The organism is Marinobacter litoralis (genome assembly GCF_003336705.1).
In the GTDB taxonomy this organism is placed as follows: Bacteria; Pseudomonadota; Gammaproteobacteria; order Pseudomonadales; family Oleiphilaceae; genus Marinobacter; species Marinobacter litoralis.
The window spans coordinates 711,785-729,675 of sequence record NZ_QMDL01000002.1 but is presented as its reverse complement, the minus strand read 5'-3'; the positions used below and the strand labels follow the sequence as shown (position 1 = coordinate 729,675).

Genomic DNA, 17,891 nt, shown 5'->3' with positions numbered 1-17,891 from the left:
ACGAGCCTTTTGACATTAGGGATCACAATGTCGAGTAAGTATCAGACATCTATCGGGTCGTTTACCCGAAAATCAACCTTCTTTTGGGCCTCGGTGGGCGCAACTGTGGGGCTCGCCAATCTGTGGCAATTCCCGTATCTCGCCAGCGTTCATGGCGGTGGGTTGTTCGTACTGGCTTATCTGGTTTGCCTGCTCGGGGTCACGTTACCGCTGATGGTGACCGAAGCTGCGATTGGCCGGCATTCCCGCCATGGAATGGTTCTGGCAATGGATGGCTTGGTTAAGAACGCAGGAAGTTCGCCGGTATGGCGCTTGGCAGGGCCATTAAGCATTCTTGCGTCGTTTCTGGTGCTTTCGTTTACAGCCGTGTTTGGCGGCATTGTTGTTGCCTACATTTTCTTTGGCGCAACGGATAGCTTCGGGGGGGGAAGCACCGTAGAGGCCACGGGGATTCTGGCCGAACTGGTGTCGAGCTCTGGACGTTATCGGGAGTTTATGGGCTGGCATGCCTTCTTTTTATTGTTGGTGGTATGGGTCTCTGCACGAGGCGTGGTGAGCGGCGTAGAGCGTTCATTACGGATGATTGTGCCCGGCGGTTTGGTGTTAATGCTCGGCCTGTTTGCAGTGGCTGCAACACATGGCCAGTTGGCATCGGGCGTTGAAAGTATTCTGGTTATGCGCCCTGAGCAGTTTGGCCTGGAAAGTGTTCAGGCCGCCTTCTTCCACGCTTTCTTCACGCTGGGCTTGGGGGTGGGCGTATGGGCCATTTTCGGGGCCTATAGTACCTCGCATACCCGGTTAAAGCGCTCACTGCTGGCGGTTGTTCTGATGGATACATTAATCGCCATTGTTGTCGGTGTAATGATGTTTTCCGTGGCATCCGGCAGTGGCAGTCTTGATGGGCAGCATGGGTTCGGGCTGTTATTTGTTTCTTTGCCGGTCACGCTGGCGTCGGTACCGCTCAGCCAAGTTGTGATTGCTGCGGTTTTTTTGGCGGTCATGCTGGTTGTTTGGGCAACCTCGATAGCGCTGCTGGAGTCGGTCGTTGCTTGGTTTCGGGAGTGGACGGGGGCGCCAAGAGCCTGGTCGGTGATCATTGTGGGGGCCGCCGTTTGGCTTGCGGGGTTGGCCTCTTTGTTTTCATTCAACGTATGGTCTGAATACCGGTTGGCGGGTGCCACAACCTACCGCTGGATAGAGTTGATTGCGGGCGGTGTGTTGATACCGGCGGTGGCCATTTTGGTCGCAACGTTTGCCGGGTGGGGGCTGACTAAACGCTACTCTGCCAGCATGCTGGGCGACGCACCTGTACTATTCCGCAAAGCGTGGCTCTGGTCTATGCGCCTGATACTGCCGTTGGTCGTTGCATGGATTGGCACTCAATACATCGCAGTCTCGTTGGCGAACTTGTGCGAAAATGGCAGTGCGGCTGTCTGGTGCTCGACAAGCCAAGGCACGGTTGCGGAAGAACCGACTGCCTCCGAGCTTGAGTCGGGCTCCGAATCTCAGGGCGAGACGGGGGAAGGCGCGAGCGTAACAACCTCGACGAAAGCGAGCACGAGTGAAGAAGTAAATCGAGAGCAGGCGGACCCCGGCGAAGACGATATCCTTTATCATAGTGTTTAGCGAATCGGTCGCGCTCAGCTTGGCGCGTATACATTGTAAGGTAGGAATTCCGGTTTTATGGCTCATCAGATAGACAAAACAGCGCTGGTCATGCACTCATCGGAGCGTATGTTTCATTTGGTCAATGATATAGCGCGCTACCCTGAGTTTTTACCTTGGTGCGCCGGGGCTGAGGTGCATAAGCAAACCGATGAAGAAATTATGGCATCGCTGGAAATTGCCAAGGGGGGCGTTAGGCATACGCTCACTACCCGTAACCAGTTGTTGATGCCGGAATCCATCGAGATGAAATTGGTGGAAGGACCACTCAAGAATCTGACCGGCCGCTGGCACTTTCGGTCGCTGGATTCGAATGCCTGTAAGGTGATCCTGAGTCTGGAGTTTGAATTCTCGGGTTCGCTGGCTCGAATGACCTTCGGGCCGGTGTTTAATCAGGCGGCGAACACCATGGTGGATGCGTTTTGTCGCCGTGCCGATGAGGTCTATAAAACAGGGGAGATTTGCTGATGCGAGTTGAGGTGGCCTATGCGCGGCCAGATAAACAGCAAATTCTGGAAGTTGCTGTGCCAGAGGGTACAACGGCGCTGGAGGCTGTCAAAGCGTCAGGTATTGTCGATGTGTTCCCCGAAATTAATCCTGACGAAATCGATATGGGGGTTTTCGGTAAGGTCGTGAAAAAGCCGGCAAGCCACGTTCTGCAAGAAGGCGATCGGGTGGAACTTTACCGGCCTTTGATTATAGATCCCAAGCAGGCTCGGCTAAACCGAGCCAAGAAAAAAGCCTGATTTTTTAATAAGCCGGGGTTTCTTCCAGCAATTTGGCTTCGTGGGAGCGGTAGGTGTCGCCATCGTAGTGGACAACAATACGTTGCTCTTCGATGTCGCCGCCGCGGCGCTGGAAGGTATAGATGTAATATTCCTGTGAAGGGTCAACAGGATTTAGCAGCAAGGGAGTTCCCAGCAGCGCGTGTACCTGGCTCCGTTGCATGCCTTCCGACAAACTGGACAGCTCTTCGTCAGTGACAATGTTGCCCTGTTGGACGTTGATTTTGTAAACGCCCGGGAAAACACATCCCGCCAGAGATATAATGCTAATAAGAACGATAGCGGTGAGCTTTTGCATCGCTTAGGGAAATCCTCTATCTTGAGTTCGCCTGCCTGGAGCAGGAGTGAAACGGGCTAACCGTTGAACGGCGGCTTCATCATACCGGAAGCCGTAAGGCACACCAAAGAGTGAATACTAGCATGTCATCTGAAAACACCGAATTACGAAAAGTCGGTCTTAAGGTAACTCTCCCGAGAGTTAAGATCTTCAATATCCTTGAGAATGCTAAAGAGCATCATTTGAGTGCCGAGGATGTCTATAAAAAACTGTTAGACCAAGGCGACGACGTGGGATTGGCAACGGTGTACCGGGTGCTGACTCAATTCGAAACTGCGGGGCTGATTCTCCGGCACAATTTTGAAGGCGGCCATGCCGTGTTCGAGATGGCTGGTGAAGACCACCATGACCACATGGTGTGCACCCAGACCGGCGAAGTTGTCGAGTTTGTCGATGAAGTGATTGAAGAGCGTCAGAAGAAAATTGCCGCAGAGCACGGCTATGAAATCGTTGAGCACAGCCTCATTTTGTACGTTAAGCCAATAAAATCTGACGACAACAAGTAAGTAAAAACAATAAAAAAAGGGGCCGGCATAGGCGGGCCCCGAAAACTCTCGAAATCGAGAGGGGATTCTTTACTTAGTGATGGGTTGCCTGGCCTTTCACGACCATTTCTTTCGCGTGGGCAATGGTTTGCTCTGTCATATCCACGCCGCCCAGCATGCGGGCCACCTCATCAATTCTGCCTTGGTCATTCAGTGCTTCGATGCGCGAGAAAGTGGCTTCTTTATCAGTAAATTTGCTCACGAACAGGTGCTGGTGACTTTGCGCCGCCACTTGGGGCAGGTGAGTCACACAAAGCACTTGGCCGTTGCTTCCCAGAGACCTCAGCAAGCGACCAACCACTTCGGCGGTACCGCCGCCAATACCAACGTCTACTTCGTCGAATACCAGTGTCGGTGTGGTTGAGGTTTGCGCGACTACAACCTGAATGGCGAGGCTGATTCGCGACAATTCACCGCCAGAAGCCACTTTCGCCAGTGGTCGGGCCGGTTGACCGGGGTTGGCGCTGACCAGGAATTCTGTGTCTTCCAAGCCGTGGGGCGCGGGTACGCCGTCTTTGTCCCGGTTTAAATGAGTGACAAATTGCACGGATGGCATGCTCAGTTGAGCCAGTTCGTGTGCGATTCGCTGGTCCAGCTCTGCAGCGGCCTGTTCGCGCTTGGCCGACAGTTGCGCGGCAACTGCGTCAAACTCGGCTTTATATTTCTCGAGTTCTGCTTCAAGTTGCTCCAAGCTACCTGCGCCGCCATCCAGCTCCTCCAGTTCGTCCCTTAGGCGCTGGTGAAGCTCAGGCAGTTCTTCGGGCCCGATGCGATGTTTGCGTGCCATTTGGTAAACAGCACTCAAGCGTTCTTCAACTTCGGCAAGCCGTGCCGGGTCTGCCTCATAATCATCAACAAAGCGACGCAAGTTATCGCCTGCTTCGGAGATCTGGATTTGAGCTTCGTTGAGCATTTGTAAGGTGTCGGCGAGTTCCGGAACCTCAACCGGTAATTGTTCAAGCAACTGCAGTGCGTGGCGCAGGCTGTTCCCGGCGCTTGATTCTTCCTCTGTGCAAAGCTGCGCCGCCTGATGGCTGCAATGCAGGATAGCGTCGGCCTGACTGAGTGTTGCCTGCTCCTGCTCGAGTGCTTCCTGTTCGCCGTCTTCCAGTGCCAATCGATCGAGTTCTTCTACCTGATATCGCAGCAGTTGAAGCTTGGCTTCGGTTTCGTCGGCATTTTGCTGGCGTTGATGCAGTTTTTGTTGGGTTTGGTGCCAGTTCTTCCAGGCAGCTTTCGTGTGCTCGGCCAGCTGTTCCGCGCCGGCAAATTCATCCAGTAATTTGCGATGGGTGTCTTTACGAAGCAGAGATTGGTGCTGGTGCTGGCTGTGAATGTCCATCAGCAACGCGCCTAGTTCCTTCAGTTGGGACAGAGGCGAAGGCTGACCGTTGATGAAGGCCTTGGAACGGCCGTCTTTGCTGATGGTCCGCCGCAAGATGCACTCGTTTTTCTCGTCCAGATCGTGGCTTTCCAGCCATTTGCCGGCATCGGGGATGTCCGAAATGTCGAAGCTGGCGGTGATATCGGCACGTTTGGCACCGTGGCGCACTGCACCCGCGTCTGCGCGACCGCCCATGGCCAGCCCCAACGCATCCAGAACAATGGATTTTCCAGCGCCGGTTTCACCGGTTAATGCTGTCATGCCCTTGTTGAATTGCAGCTCAACGCGTTCGGCGATGGCGTAGTTGGAAACGGTAAGTTGTGTAAGCATGCCGATACCTCTGCTTGGCCCCGTGAGGGCTTCTGAGAACAAGAAATCGATACTGTTCGTCTATACAGTTGCTGTGAATATATACAGTGATTTTTGGGTTTGCAAATTTTGGTGTGCAAAAAAACGAAAGAATCGGCCGTTGAAAAGGTTGAATCTGAATCTCGGAACCCCATATCGGTTCGCAAAGCATATTTTCCTGCCGTTTTGATCGGCGGGCTCTATTCGCCGCGTGCCTTTGGGCGCTGGAAAACGTATTAGGAGTGATCATGAGTGCTGACGATAAGCGCAACGAGCAAGTAGAAGAGCAGGTAGAGGTAGAAGAGGCGGCAGCAAACGCAGAACAGCAGGCAGCTGAAGAGCAGGTTGACGCTGGCGAAGGTACTGAGCTGGATGCGCTGAAGGCGCAGCTTCAGGAGTATCAGGATCAAGCTTTACGTGCTCAGGCTGAGATGCAGAACGTTCGTCGTCGAGCGGAGCTGGATGTTGAAAAGGCCCACAAGTTTGCCTTGGAGAAGTTCGTGAAAGAGCTTCTGCCGGTTGCGGACAGCCTGGAAAAGGCGGTTGAGAGCACCGAAGGGAGTGAGGAATCCGGTGAGCTTGTGGCTTCCATTCGACAGGGTGTTGAAATGACGCTGAGCTTGTTCCTGGGTAGCCTCAAAAAGTTCAATGTTGAGCAATTAAACCCGGTTGGCGAGCCGTTTGATCCGCAGCAGCATGAAGCTATGTCAATGGTGCCTGCGCCCGACGCTGAACCCAACAGTGTCGTGGCGGTTGTGCAGAAAGGTTATCTGCTTAATGGGCGTGTAGTTCGCCCGGCCATGGTTGTAGTAGCTAAGGCAGAAAGTGCACCAAAAATCGACGAGCAGGCTTGAAAAGCCGAATAAAGCGCCAATATAGCCATTAAACAGAAGCAACCGGGGTGTCAGCACTTCGGCCAGATTTCAGCAAGATTTGGAGTGAATATATGAGCAAGATTATCGGTATTGACCTCGGAACCACCAACTCCTGCGTGGCCGTAATGGACGGCGACAAGGTAAAGGTAATTGAAAACGCCGAGGGTGATCGCACCACCCCTTCCATCATCGCGTACACCGATGATGGCGAAACGCTGGTTGGCCAGTCAGCCAAGCGTCAGGCGGTAACCAACCCGGACAACACTCTTTACGCCATCAAGCGTCTGATCGGTCGTCGTTTTGAAGACGACGTTGTTCAGAAAGACATCAAGATGGTGCCTTACAAGATCACCAAGGCAGACAACGGAGATGCGTGGGTTGATGTTAAGGGTCAGAAAATGGCTCCGCCTCAGGTGTCTGCTGAAGTCTTGAAGAAAATGAAAAAGACCGCTGAAGACTATCTCGGCGAGAAAGTTACCGAAGCAGTTATCACCGTGCCGGCATACTTCAACGATAGCCAGCGTCAAGCCACCAAAGACGCCGGTAAGATCGCGGGTCTGGAAGTTAAGCGCATCATCAACGAGCCGACCGCAGCTGCTCTGGCCTACGGCATGGACAAGCAAAGCGGCGACCGCACCGTAGCTGTCTACGACTTGGGTGGTGGTACCTTCGACCTGTCCATCATCGAAATTGCCGATGTAGACGGCGAGCACCAGTTCGAAGTTCTGGCCACTAACGGCGACACCTTCCTGGGTGGTGAAGACTTCGACCTGAAAGTGATCGAATACCTGGCGGACCAGTTCAAGAAAGACAGCGGTATCGACCTGCGTGGCGACTCACTGGCGATGCAGCGTCTGAAAGAAGCTGCCGAGAAAGCGAAAATCGAACTGTCCAGCAGTCAGCAGACTGACGTGAACCTGCCGTACGTAACTGCAGACGCGTCTGGTCCTAAGCACATGAACGTCAAGTTGACCCGTGCCAAGCTGGAATCTCTGGTAGAAGATCTGGTTCAGCGCAGCCTTGAGCCGTGTAAAGTGGCCCTGAAAGACTCTGGCCTGAGCGCTTCTGAAATCGATGAAGTGATTCTGGTTGGTGGTCAGACTCGTATGCCGCTGGTTCAGGAAAAGGTTAAAGAGTTCTTTGGCAAAGAGCCGCGTAAAGACGTTAACCCGGACGAAGCCGTAGCCATGGGTGCCGCAATTCAGGGTGCGGTATTGTCGGGTGACGTTAAAGACGTACTGCTGCTGGACGTAACTCCGCTGACCCTCGGTATCGAAACCATGGGTGGCGTAGCGACTCCGCTGATCGACAAGAACACCACGATTCCGACCAAGAAGTCGCAGACTTTCTCTACGGCGGAAGACAACCAGACTGCGGTGACCATTCACGTAGTTCAGGGTGAGCGTAAGCAAGCGGCACAGAACAAGTCGCTGGGTCGTTTCGACTTGGCCGACATTCCGCCGGCACAGCGCGGTGTTCCGCAGATCGAAGTGACGTTCGATATCGATGCGAACGGTATTCTGAACGTGTCTGCAAAAGACAAGGCGACTGGTAAAGAGCAGTCCATCGTAATCAAGGCCTCTTCTGGTTTGAACGATGACGAAATCGAAAAGATGGTGCGGGATGCCGAAGCGAACGCTGAGGAAGATCGCAAATTCGAAGAGCTGATTCAGGCTCGTAACCAGGGTGACGGCATGGTTCACGCCGTACGCAAGACCCTGAGCGAAGCTGGCGACAAGGTGAGCGACAGCGAGAAAGAGTCTATCGAAGCTGCGATCAAGGATCTTGAGGAAGCTCTGACTGGCAGCGATAAAGACGATATCGAAGCCAAGACTCAGAAGCTGACCGAAGTGTCCTCCGAGCTGGCGCAGAAGATGTACGCGGATCAGGCTGAACAGGCCGCAGGCCAGGAAGGCGAGGAAGCTCAGGCAGCTGACGACGCCGTCGATGCCGAGTTCGAAGAAGTCAAAGACGACAAGAAGTAAATCCTAAGTACATCAGGTAGTTGGAAAGCGCGGGCCGATGTCCGCGTTTTCCGCGTTATAGCAACAGGATTTTAAGCATGGCCAAACGCGATTATTACGAAGTACTTGGGGTCTCCCGGGGCGCGGAAGATAAAGAGATCAAGCGGGCGTACCGAAAGCTCGCGATGAAATACCATCCCGACCGCAACCCGGATGATGCAGACGCCGACGACAAGTTCAAAGAGGCCAGCGAAGCCTACGAAGTGTTGATGGATGCCAACAAACGCGCAGCCTATGACCAGTTTGGGCATGCTGGCGTAGACGGCCAGGCCGGCGGTGGCGGCGGCTTCGGTGGTGGCAACTTCTCAGACATCTTCGGGGATGTATTTGGTGACATCTTCGGCGGTGGCGGCGGTGGTCGCGCCCGCAACACCCGGGGTTCCGATCTGCGTTACACGCTGGAGCTGGACCTTGAAGAAGCGGTCAAAGGTAAAGACGTCAAAATCACGATTCCAGGCCATAAGGAATGTGACAGCTGTGACGGTAGCGGTGCTGAGAAAGGCTCCCGTCCCGAAACCTGTGGCACCTGTCAGGGTATGGGGCAGGTGCGTATGCAGCAGGGTTTCTTCACCGTGCAGCAGGCGTGCCCGACATGCCGTGGTTCGGGTCAGATTATCAAGAACCCGTGTAAATCTTGCCATGGCCAAGGCCGCGTAAGGCAAGAAAAAACCCTGTCTGTGAAAGTGCCCCCGGGCGTAGACACGGGTGATCGCATTCGCTTGTCAGGCGAAGGCGAAATGGGTGTTGATGGCGGGCCTCCTGGTGATCTCTATGTTCAGGTGGCGGTGCGTGAGCACGCAATCTTTACCCGCGACGGTCGTAACCTGTATTGCGAAGTACCCATCAGCATCGTCGATGCCGCCCTCGGTGGCGAGCTGGAGGTGCCGACCTTGGATGGCCGGGTGAAACTGAAAATTCCGGCCGAAACCCAAACCGGCAAACTGTTCCGCTTGCGTAACAAAGGCGTTAGCCCAGTGCGCGGTGGTCCGGCAGGCGATTTGTTGTGTCGTGTGATGGTTGAAACGCCGGTGAATCTGACCAAACGCCAGAAAGAATTGTTGGGTGAATTCCAAAAGACACTGGACGACTCCAACGGCTCCGATCATGCTCCGAAGAAAACCTCTTGGTTTGAGGGTGTGAAAAGTTTCTTTGATGAAATGAAATTCTGAGGACAGAGCTGATGCGGGTAGCAATCATTGGCGCCGCCGGGCGCATGGGAAAAGTGTTGATTGAAGCGGTAGATGGCACCGAAGGGCTTGAGCTGGGCGCGGCGATCGTCGAGCCGGATAGCAGCCTGATTGGCGCAGATGCCGGTGACATGACGGGCATAGGCAAAACCGGCGTTAAGCTGGCTGCCAGTCTGGCGGACGTGAAAGACGACTTCGACGTATTGGTTGACTTCACTTTCCCGGACCTGACCCTCGAAAACGCCGAATTCTGCAAAGCCAACGGCAAAATGCTCGTCATCGGCACCACCGGCATGACCGACGCTGAAAAAGAGCAGCTTGCTCAAGCGGCAGAGTCAGTTCCCGTTGTGTTCGCGCCTAACATGAGCGTTGGCGTAAATGTGGTGCTGAACCTGCTCAAAACGGCAGCGGCAACATTAGGGGACGACTACGACGTAGAAATCATCGAAGCCCATCACCGCCACAAAAAAGACGCACCTTCCGGTACCGCACTGCGCATGGGCGAAGTGGTCGCCGATGCGCTGGGGCGAGACCTTAAAGAATGTGCCGTCTATGGGCGTGAAGGCTTCACCGGTGAGCGCACCCGCAAAGAAATCGGCTTCGAAACCATTCGTGCTGGCGACGTGGTCGGTGATCACACCGTTCTGTTCGCCACCGAAGGCGAGCGAATCGAAGTGACCCACAAGGCCAGTAGCCGAATGACCTTCGCCAAAGGCGCCATGCGTGCAGCATTGTGGCTGAAGGATAAACCGGCAGGTTTGTACGACATGCAGGATGTGTTAAATCTCAAAGGCTGATTTACTTGAGGTTTGACCGGCCGATTCTGAGGTAGGGGATCGTGGGTTCGCGTTCAGAAAATTTCGAAGGCCAAGGATGGCCTGAGAGAAGCGCACATGGATGTGCTCGTAGCGGTTTTCTGAACGCGAACCCGCGAGCCACTGCCGGAGCTTGGGGTTGCAGGGCGAAAGGTCACCTATATCAAGCCAGATCGTAATTCGCGATGGACAAAAAGCGACAAAATTCGTAGAATAAGTCGATTTTTTTGCACCAAGCGTACCTTTGAAAAGTTTCTAGGAAAGCGGGACCGAGTTAATACTTAGTCTCGCTTTTTTGCAACCTGACTTTGCGCTTGCGTTCCTGTTCGTGACGAACTTACGCCACTCGATGAGGATACAAGCCTTGAGCACACCAGCAATCCTTGCACTCGCAGACGGAAGCCTGTTTTACGGCACCGCCATCGGCGCAGACGGAGAAACCAGCGGCGAAGTGGTATTCAATACCGCAATGACCGGCTACCAGGAAATCCTGACCGACCCGTCCTACTCGCGCCAAATCGTCACCTTGACGTATCCCCACATCGGCAACACCGGCGTTAACGAAGAAGACGTGGAATCTGACCGCGTACACGCCGCAGGCCTAATTATTCGTGACCTACCGCTCGTTGCCAGCAGCTGGCGCAGCCAGGGTAGCCTCGAAGACTACCTGCGAAGCAACAACATTGTTGGCATTGCTGACATAGACACCCGCCGCCTGACTCGCATTCTCCGGGACAAAGGCTCCCAGAACGGCGCCATTCTGGCCGGTGAAAACGCAACAGCCGAGCGCGCACTTGAGCTGGCAAAAGCCTTCCCAGGCCTGAAGGGTATGGATTTGGCCAAAGAAGTCACTTGCGAAAAGCCGTATCAGTGGAAACAGTCCGAATGGGATCTGGCTACTGGCTACGGTGAGCAAACTGACGCCAAATTCAAAGTGGTCGCTTGGGATTACGGCGTGAAGTACAACATCCTGCGCATGCTGGCTTCTCGTGGTTGTGACATTACCGTCGTGCCGGCTCAAACTCCGGCATCCGAAGTGCTGGCTATGAACCCGGACGGCATCTTCCTGTCGAATGGCCCTGGCGACCCAGAGCCATGTGACTACGCGATCAATGCGATCAAAGACGTGTTGGAAACCGACATCCCGGTTTTCGGCATCTGCTTGGGTCACCAGTTGCTGGCGCTGGCCAGTGGTGCCAAATCCATGAAAATGGGCCACGGCCATCACGGTGCCAACCACCCGGTACAAGACCTGGAAAAAGGCACGGTCATGATCACCAGCCAGAACCACGGTTTTGCAGTGGACGAATCAACCTTGCCTTCAACGGTTCAGGCGACCCACAAATCATTGTTTGACGGCACCCTGCAGGGTATTCGCCGGACCGATAAGTCGGCCTACAGCTTCCAGGGGCATCCTGAAGCTAGCCCGGGTCCTCATGACGTGGCACCTCTGTTCGACGAGTTTATCCAGTTGATGGAAGCACGATCCGCCTAAGGGTGGATCACCACGGATAACGACAGGCGCCGCGTTCTGCGCTGCAAGAATTCAAAAGTTGCTGACAGGTTTACCGAGACATGCCAAAACGTACCGACATCAAAAGCATCCTGATCCTGGGCGCTGGCCCCATCGTGATCGGGCAGGCGTGCGAGTTCGACTACTCTGGAGCCCAGGCTTGTAAAGCCCTGCGTGAAGAGGGTTACCGGGTTATTCTGGTGAACTCCAACCCGGCTACCATCATGACCGACCCGGTTATGGCCGATGCCACCTACATCGAGCCTATCAACTGGAAAACGGTCGAAAAGATCATCGAGAAAGAAAAGCCTGATGCCTTGCTGCCGACCATGGGTGGCCAGACCGCACTGAACTGTGCGTTAGATCTGGAAAAATATGGCGTTCTCGAGAAGCATGGCGTAGAGATGATCGGCGCTAACGCCGACACCATCGACAAAGCCGAAGATCGTCACCGTTTCGATCAGGCCATGAAGAAAATTGGCCTCGAGTGCCCGCGTGCTTCCATTGCCCATTCCATGGAAGAAGCCTGGGAAATTTCCAAAGAGATCGGCTTCCCGTGCATTATTCGTCCGTCGTTCACCATGGGTGGTTCCGGTGGTGGTATCGCGTACAACAAAGACGAATTTGAAGAAATCTGTACTCGTGGTCTGGATCTATCTCCGACCAACGAACTGCTGATCGACGAATCCCTGATCGGCTGGAAAGAGTACGAGATGGAAGTGGTTCGTGACAAAAACGACAACTGCATCATCGTCTGCGCCATCGAGAACTTCGATGCCATGGGCGTGCATACCGGTGACTCCATCACCGTAGCCCCGGCTCAGACCCTGACCGACAAAGAATACCAGATCATGCGTAACGCCTCGTTGGCGGTACTGCGTGAAATCGGCGTTGAAACCGGTGGTTCTAACGTCCAGTTCGGTATCAACCCCGACACCGGCCGTATGGTCGTGATCGAGATGAACCCGCGGGTATCCCGTTCTTCGGCGTTGGCCTCTAAAGCAACCGGCTTCCCGATTGCCAAGGTCGCGGCCAAGCTGGCGATTGGTTACACCCTCGATGAGCTGCAGAACGAAATTACCGGTGGTGTCACCCCGGCGTCGTTTGAGCCGAGCATCGATTACGTGGTTACCAAGATTCCTCGCTTTACCTTCGAGAAATTCCCGCAGGCAGATGCTCGCCTGACCACGCAGATGAAGTCGGTGGGTGAAGTCATGGCCATTGGCCGGACCTTCCAGGAATCGGTTCAAAAAGCGTTGCGTGGTCTGGAAGTGGGCTCCGAAGGTTTCGACGAGAAGCTGGAAGATCTGGATTCAGAAAACTCCCGCGAAACTTTGACCACCGAGCTGAACGTACCGGGCGCAGAGCGTATCTGGTACATCGGCGATGCCTTCCGTGCAGGCATGACGGTTGATGAAGTCTTCAGGCACACCAAGGTAGATCCTTGGTATCTGGTGCAGATTGAAGACCTGATCAAAGAAGAGACTGCCCTGAAGACAGCAGGCAAGGCGGATATCGATTACGCCACCTTGTTCCGTCTGAAGCGTAAAGGCTTCTCAGACGCACGTTTGGCCAAGCTGCTCGGCATTTCCGAAGCCAGCATGCGCAAGCTGCGTCACGACCTGGGCGTGCGCCCGGTCTATAAGCGTGTGGACACCTGCGCCGCTGAATTCGCCTCAGACACCGCCTACATGTACTCCACTTATGAAGAAGAGTGCGAGGCGGATCCGTCCGATCGTGAAAAGATCGTGGTCATCGGTGGTGGTCCCAACCGCATTGGTCAGGGTATCGAGTTTGATTATTGCTGTGTTCACGCCGCGTTCGCGATGCGCGAAGACGGCTACGAAACCATCATGATCAACTGCAACCCGGAAACCGTGTCCACCGACTACGACACCTCCGATCGCTTGTACTTCGAGCCGATCACTCTGGAAGATGTTCTGGAAATTATCGCTGTTGAAAAGCCGAAGGGTGTCATTGTTCAGTACGGCGGCCAAACGCCGTTGAAACTGGCGCGCGGCCTGGAAGCGGCCGGTGTTCCGATTATCGGTACCAGCCCGGACGCCATCGACCGTGCCGAAGACCGTGAGCGTTTCCAGCAGATGATCCAGCGCCTGGGTCTGAAACAGCCGGAAAACGCCACCGTGCGCAGCCACGAAGAAGGCATTGTCGCCGCACGCGAGATTGGCTACCCGCTGGTGGTTCGCCCGTCCTACGTGCTGGGCGGTCGCGCCATGGAAATCGTCTACGACGAAACCGAACTGGTTCGCTACATGCAAAGTGCCGTACTGGTGTCTAACGACAGCCCGGTGCTTCTGGATCACTTCCTGAACGCTGCGATTGAGGTGGATATCGATGCCATCTCTGACGGCACCGACGTCGTGATCGGCGGCATCATGCAGCACATCGAGCAGGCGGGTATTCACTCCGGTGACTCCGCGTGTTCATTGCCGCCTTACAGCTTGCCGGCAGATGTACAGGACGCGATGCGTGACGCGGTCAAGAAGATGGCCATCGAGCTGGAAGTTATCGGCCTGATGAACGTTCAGCTGGCTTGGCAGGATGGCGAAATCTACGTGATCGAGGTGAACCCTCGTGCCTCTCGTACTGTGCCATTCGTGTCCAAGGCCATTGGCTTGTCTCTGGCGGCCGTTGCAGCCCGGGTTATGTCAGGCAAAACTCTGAAAGAGCTGGAATTCACGCAGGAAATCGTACCGACTTACTACGCGGTAAAAGAGTCTGTGTTCCCGTTCAACAAGTTTCCGTCGGTTGACCCGATTCTTGGGCCGGAAATGAAATCGACCGGTGAGGTGATGGGGCTGGGTGACAGCTTCGACGAAGCCTTCGCCAAGGCCTCGCTGGCCATTGGTGACAAGTTGCCGACTCAGGGCACTGCGTTCATGTCGGTCAGAAATGTCGATAAGCCGGGTGCCATCGAGGTTGCGCGAGAACTGATTGATGCTGGCTTCAAGGTCATTGCCACAACCGGTACGGCAAAAGCTCTGGAGCAGGCCGGCATTCAGGTGGCGCACGTCAACAAGGTTCGCGAGGGTCGTCCGCACATTGTTGATGCCATCAAGAATGGTGAGGTGCAGCTGATCATCAACACGACCGAAGGCCGTAAGGCAATCTCTGACTCGTCGCAGATCCGTCAGTCGGCGTTGCAGAGCAAGGTAACCTATACAACGACTCTGGCAGGTGGCGAAGCCTACTGTCGAGCCATTAAGTTTGGTCCGGAGCGCACAGTACGTCGCCTTCAGGACTTGCACGCAGGGAAGTAACGATATGTCTAATGATAGAGTTCCTATGACCAAGTTGGGCGAAGCCCGCTTGCGTGAGGAGCTGAAAAAGCTGAAATCCGAAGATCGCCCACGGGTGATTCAGGCTATTTCTGATGCCCGCGAGCATGGCGATTTGAAAGAAAACGCCGAATACCACGCTGCTCGTGAGCAGCAGAGCTTCATCGAAGGCCGTATTCAGGAAATTGAAGGCAAGCTTTCGGTAGCTCAGGTGATCGACGTGACCGCGATGGAAAACACCGGCAAGGTGATTTTCGGTACCACGGTTGAGTTGGTGAATATGGACACCGATGAAGAAGTGACCTACCAGATTGTTGGCGAAGATGAAGCTGACATCAAGGCAGGAAAACTTTCCGTGTCGTCACCGATTGCGCGGGCGCTGATCGGTAAAAGTGAGGGTGATGTGGTAGCCATCCGCATTCCGTCCGGTACCGTTGAGTACGAAATTGCCGAGGTGCAATACATCTAACGTATTGCAGGCAAAGAAAAGCCGGCCGGAGGGAACCTCGGGCCGGCTTTTTTATTGCACGGGCGTTATTTGTTTCTGAGCAGGTTTGAAAGCTTCGGATTCGGCTTTTTGGACCGGCGCAGAATCACGGCAATTTTGCCGATGGTTTGCACGAGCTCGGCTTTTGCGCTTTTGCACAGGGCTTCAATGGCTTCTTGGCGTGCTTCGCGATCCTGGCTGGCGACCTTGATTTTGATCAGCTCGTGATCGTTCAGGGCGCGGTCCAGCTCCTCTTGGAGTCCTTCGGACAGGCCTTTGTCGCCGACAATGATGACGGGCTTCAGGTTGTGGGCGATGGCGCGGTATTCCCGGCGCTGTTCCGATGACAAACTCATGATGGAATCTCTTTATCAATGCTATTAACAAAAGGTCAGCGGCTTAAAAGCTGACAACGGCGTATAATAGGAGGATTGTAACAGATAGCTGCCCGCCACAAATGGCTGTAATCACTTACAAGTGTCGTTTGTGGATTTCGTGGGCGGGAACGTTTTCCCGAAATCTGTGTCTTTTACGGATAGGCCGCTTCTGGTTTACGAGCGTACATTTGGTGTAAGGTGTTCGAAAAGGGTCGGCGGTTAGGCTGCGACTCTGCAATTCACAGGTGATGATCCTTGAACGATATGGCAAAAAATTTAGTTCTCTGGCTAGTAATAGCCGCTGTGCTGCTGATGGTGTTTCAGAATTTCACTCCCACCACCAGCGGGCAACAAGTTAATTATTCCCAGTTTGTCGAAATGGTCCAGCAGGGTCAGGTTCGTCAAGTGACGGTAGACGGGCTGGAAATTCAAGGTATACGAGGAGACGGCTCCCAGTTCCAGACGGTTCGCCCTCAAGTGCCAGACAACAAGCTGATGGACGATCTGCTTGCCAATCAGGTTGAGGTGATCGGTAAAGAGCCAGAGCGCCAGAGTCTGTGGACTCAATTGTTGGTGGCCGCGTTCCCGATTCTGATCATCATCGCGTTGTTCATGTTCTTCATGCGCCAGATGCAAGGCGGTGGCGGCGGCAAAGGGCCAATGTCTTTCGGAAAGAGCAAAGCTCGCCTGCTCAGTGAAGACCAGATCAAAACGACCTTTGGCGATGTGGCGGGTGTTGAAGAGGCCAAAGAAGACGTTAAAGAGTTGGTCGACTTCCTGCGTGATCCGAGCAAATTCCAGCGTCTGGGTGGCCGAATTCCGAAAGGTGTTCTGATGGTCGGCCCCCCGGGTACCGGTAAAACCCTGCTGGCGAAAGCCATCGCGGGTGAGGCGAAAGTGCCGTTCTTCTCCATCTCGGGTTCTGACTTTGTTGAGATGTTCGTCGGTGTGGGTGCTTCGCGTGTTCGGGATATGTTCGAGCAGGCCAAGAAGCAAAGCCCCTGCATCATCTTTATCGACGAGATCGATGCCGTAGGTCGCCATCGTGGTGCCGGCATGGGTGGTGGTCACGACGAACGTGAGCAGACCCTGAACCAGTTGCTGGTTGAGATGGATGGCTTTGAAGGTAACGAAGGCGTTATCGTGATTGCCGCGACTAACCGTCCGGACGTGCTGGACCCGGCGTTGCTGCGCCCGGGCCGTTTCGACCGTCAGGTAGTTGTCAGCCTGCCCGACATCAAGGGGCGTGAGCAGATCCTGAAAGTGCACATGAAAAAAGTGCCGCTGGCCGATGGTATCGATCCGGCTGTGATCGCGCGTGGTACGCCTGGCTTCTCCGGTGCCGACTTGGCCAACCTGGTGAACGAAGCCGCGTTGTTTGCGGCCCGCCGCAACTTACGTCTGGTCTCGATGGAAGAGCTGGAGCTGGCAAAAGATAAAATCATGATGGGCGCTGAACGCAAGTCCATGGTGATGAATGAGAAAGAGAAGCTGAATACGGCCTACCATGAGGCAGGGCACGCGATTGTGGGGCGTCTGGTGCCCGAGCATGATCCCGTTTACAAGGTGAGCATTATTCCTCGCGGCCGCGCTTTGGGTGTGACCATGTTCCTTCCTGAGGAGGACAAGTACAGTCATTCCAAGCGTTACCTGATCAGCTCCATTTGCAGCTTGTTTGGTGGTCGTATCGCGGAAGAACTCACGTTAGGTACGGATGGTGTAACAACCGGTGCATCGAACGACATTGAGCGTGCCACCAGTCTCGCGCGCAACATGGTTACCCGTTGGGGCTTGTCCGATAAGCTCGGGCCGCTACAGTATGATACTGACAGCGAAGAGCCGTTCCTGGGGCGCTCGGCGGGACAGTCGCACACGGTTTACTCGCCGGAGACTGCTCAGCGCATTGATGAGGAAATTCGCAATATCATCGATTCTTGCTACGAAACCGCCAAGCAGATCTTGGTCGAGAATCGGGAGAAGCTCGATATGATGGCTCATGCTTTGATGAAGTATGAAACCATCGATCGCTTCCAGATTGACGACATCATGGAAGGCCGTGATCCTCGCCCCCCGAAAAACTGGGGTGACGGTGGTCCCTCCGCCGGTGGAACGCCGGAAAGTGCGGAGCCCGCACCCGAGCCAAAAGGTTCGGATGATGGCGAGCAGCCCGGAGTAGGGCGCCCAGCTGGCGAGCACTGATCAGCTCGAAAGCACTGAGTAATAGCCAGCGCCGCCCATTTACTGGGCGGC

Annotated in this window: 15 protein-coding genes; 12 read left to right on the top strand and 3 right to left on the bottom strand. The window is 54.7% G+C overall.

Features of this window, described 5'->3' with window-relative positions:
* The first annotated feature begins 27 nt into the window (after positions 1-27).
* Genes DOQ08_RS08920 through DOQ08_RS08910 form a run of 3 tightly spaced genes read left to right on the top strand, consistent with a single transcriptional unit; the run spans position 28 to position 2,411 of the window.
* Positions 28-1,626 carry a sodium-dependent transporter gene (locus DOQ08_RS08920; RefSeq protein WP_114334548.1) on the top strand — a complete coding sequence of 533 codons (1,599 nt, stop codon included), beginning with the start codon at positions 28-30 and terminating at the stop codon, positions 1,624-1,626.
* Positions 1,627-1,683: 57 nt separating this feature from the next.
* Positions 1,684-2,133 carry a type II toxin-antitoxin system RatA family toxin gene (locus DOQ08_RS08915; RefSeq protein ID WP_114334547.1) on the top strand — a complete coding sequence of 150 codons (450 nt, stop codon included), beginning with the start codon at positions 1,684-1,686 and terminating at the stop codon, positions 2,131-2,133.
* Complete coding sequence (locus DOQ08_RS08910) at positions 2,133-2,411, top strand: RnfH family protein (RefSeq protein WP_114334546.1); 279 nt, start codon at positions 2,133-2,135, stop codon at positions 2,409-2,411. The genes DOQ08_RS08915 and DOQ08_RS08910 overlap by 1 nt, the downstream gene beginning before the upstream one ends.
* A gap of 4 nt (positions 2,412-2,415) precedes the next feature.
* On the opposite strand, the gene DOQ08_RS08905 is transcribed toward DOQ08_RS08910, so the two are convergent.
* Positions 2,416-2,748 (bottom strand): outer membrane protein assembly factor BamE, encoded by a 333-nt coding sequence (locus DOQ08_RS08905; protein ID WP_114334545.1) that lies wholly within the window; start codon positions 2,746-2,748, stop codon positions 2,416-2,418.
* 122 nt (positions 2,749-2,870) lie between these two features.
* Here DOQ08_RS08905 and fur point away from each other — a divergent pair, with 122 nt between their 5' ends.
* Positions 2,871-3,293: a ferric iron uptake transcriptional regulator gene (gene fur, locus DOQ08_RS08900; protein WP_114334544.1), complete on the top strand. Its 423-nt coding sequence runs from the start codon at positions 2,871-2,873 to the stop codon at positions 3,291-3,293.
* A 73-nt stretch (positions 3,294-3,366) separates the two neighbouring features.
* On the opposite strand, the gene recN is transcribed toward fur, so the two are convergent.
* Positions 3,367-5,046, bottom strand: coding sequence for a DNA repair protein RecN (gene recN, locus DOQ08_RS08895; RefSeq protein WP_114334543.1), 1,680 nt, complete (start codon positions 5,044-5,046; stop codon positions 3,367-3,369).
* Positions 5,047-5,312: 266 nt separating this feature from the next.
* On the opposite strand from recN, the gene grpE reads away from it, so the two are divergent.
* The 7 genes from grpE (at position 5,313) to greA (ending at position 15,246) form a co-directional block, all read left to right on the top strand.
* Positions 5,313-5,918, top strand: coding sequence for a nucleotide exchange factor GrpE (gene grpE / locus DOQ08_RS08890; protein ID WP_114334542.1), 606 nt, complete (start codon positions 5,313-5,315; stop codon positions 5,916-5,918).
* Positions 5,919-6,010: 92 nt separating this feature from the next.
* A complete protein-coding gene (gene dnaK, locus DOQ08_RS08885) occupies positions 6,011-7,924 on the top strand; it encodes a molecular chaperone DnaK (RefSeq protein WP_114334541.1) in 1,914 nt (637 codons plus the stop codon).
* 77 nt (positions 7,925-8,001) lie between these two features.
* A complete protein-coding gene (gene dnaJ / locus DOQ08_RS08880) occupies positions 8,002-9,132 on the top strand; it encodes a molecular chaperone DnaJ (RefSeq protein WP_114334540.1) in 1,131 nt (376 codons plus the stop codon).
* A gap of 11 nt (positions 9,133-9,143) precedes the next feature.
* Positions 9,144-9,947: a 4-hydroxy-tetrahydrodipicolinate reductase gene (dapB, locus tag DOQ08_RS08875; protein ID WP_114334539.1), complete on the top strand. Its 804-nt coding sequence runs from the start codon at positions 9,144-9,146 to the stop codon at positions 9,945-9,947.
* A gap of 382 nt (positions 9,948-10,329) precedes the next feature.
* On the top strand, positions 10,330-11,460 hold the full coding sequence (carA, locus tag DOQ08_RS08870) for a glutamine-hydrolyzing carbamoyl-phosphate synthase small subunit (RefSeq protein WP_206074820.1): 1,131 nt from the start codon (positions 10,330-10,332) through the stop codon (positions 11,458-11,460).
* Between the two features lie 80 nt (positions 11,461-11,540).
* Entirely contained in the window at positions 11,541-14,759 is a 3,219-nt protein-coding gene (carB, locus tag DOQ08_RS08865) for a carbamoyl-phosphate synthase large subunit (protein WP_114334538.1), read from the top strand.
* 4 nt (positions 14,760-14,763) lie between these two features.
* Positions 14,764-15,246, top strand: coding sequence for a transcription elongation factor GreA (gene greA / locus DOQ08_RS08860; protein ID WP_114334537.1), 483 nt, complete (start codon positions 14,764-14,766; stop codon positions 15,244-15,246).
* A 65-nt stretch (positions 15,247-15,311) separates the two neighbouring features.
* Here the strand turns inward: greA and yhbY are convergent, their stop codons facing one another.
* Positions 15,312-15,620 (bottom strand): ribosome assembly RNA-binding protein YhbY, encoded by a 309-nt coding sequence (yhbY, locus tag DOQ08_RS08855; protein ID WP_114334536.1) that lies wholly within the window; start codon positions 15,618-15,620, stop codon positions 15,312-15,314.
* Between the two features lie 276 nt (positions 15,621-15,896).
* Between yhbY and ftsH the strand changes: the two genes are divergently transcribed.
* Positions 15,897-17,840, top strand: coding sequence for an ATP-dependent zinc metalloprotease FtsH (gene ftsH, locus DOQ08_RS08850; RefSeq protein ID WP_264756355.1), 1,944 nt, complete (start codon positions 15,897-15,899; stop codon positions 17,838-17,840).
* Positions 17,841-17,891 lie beyond the last annotated feature (51 nt).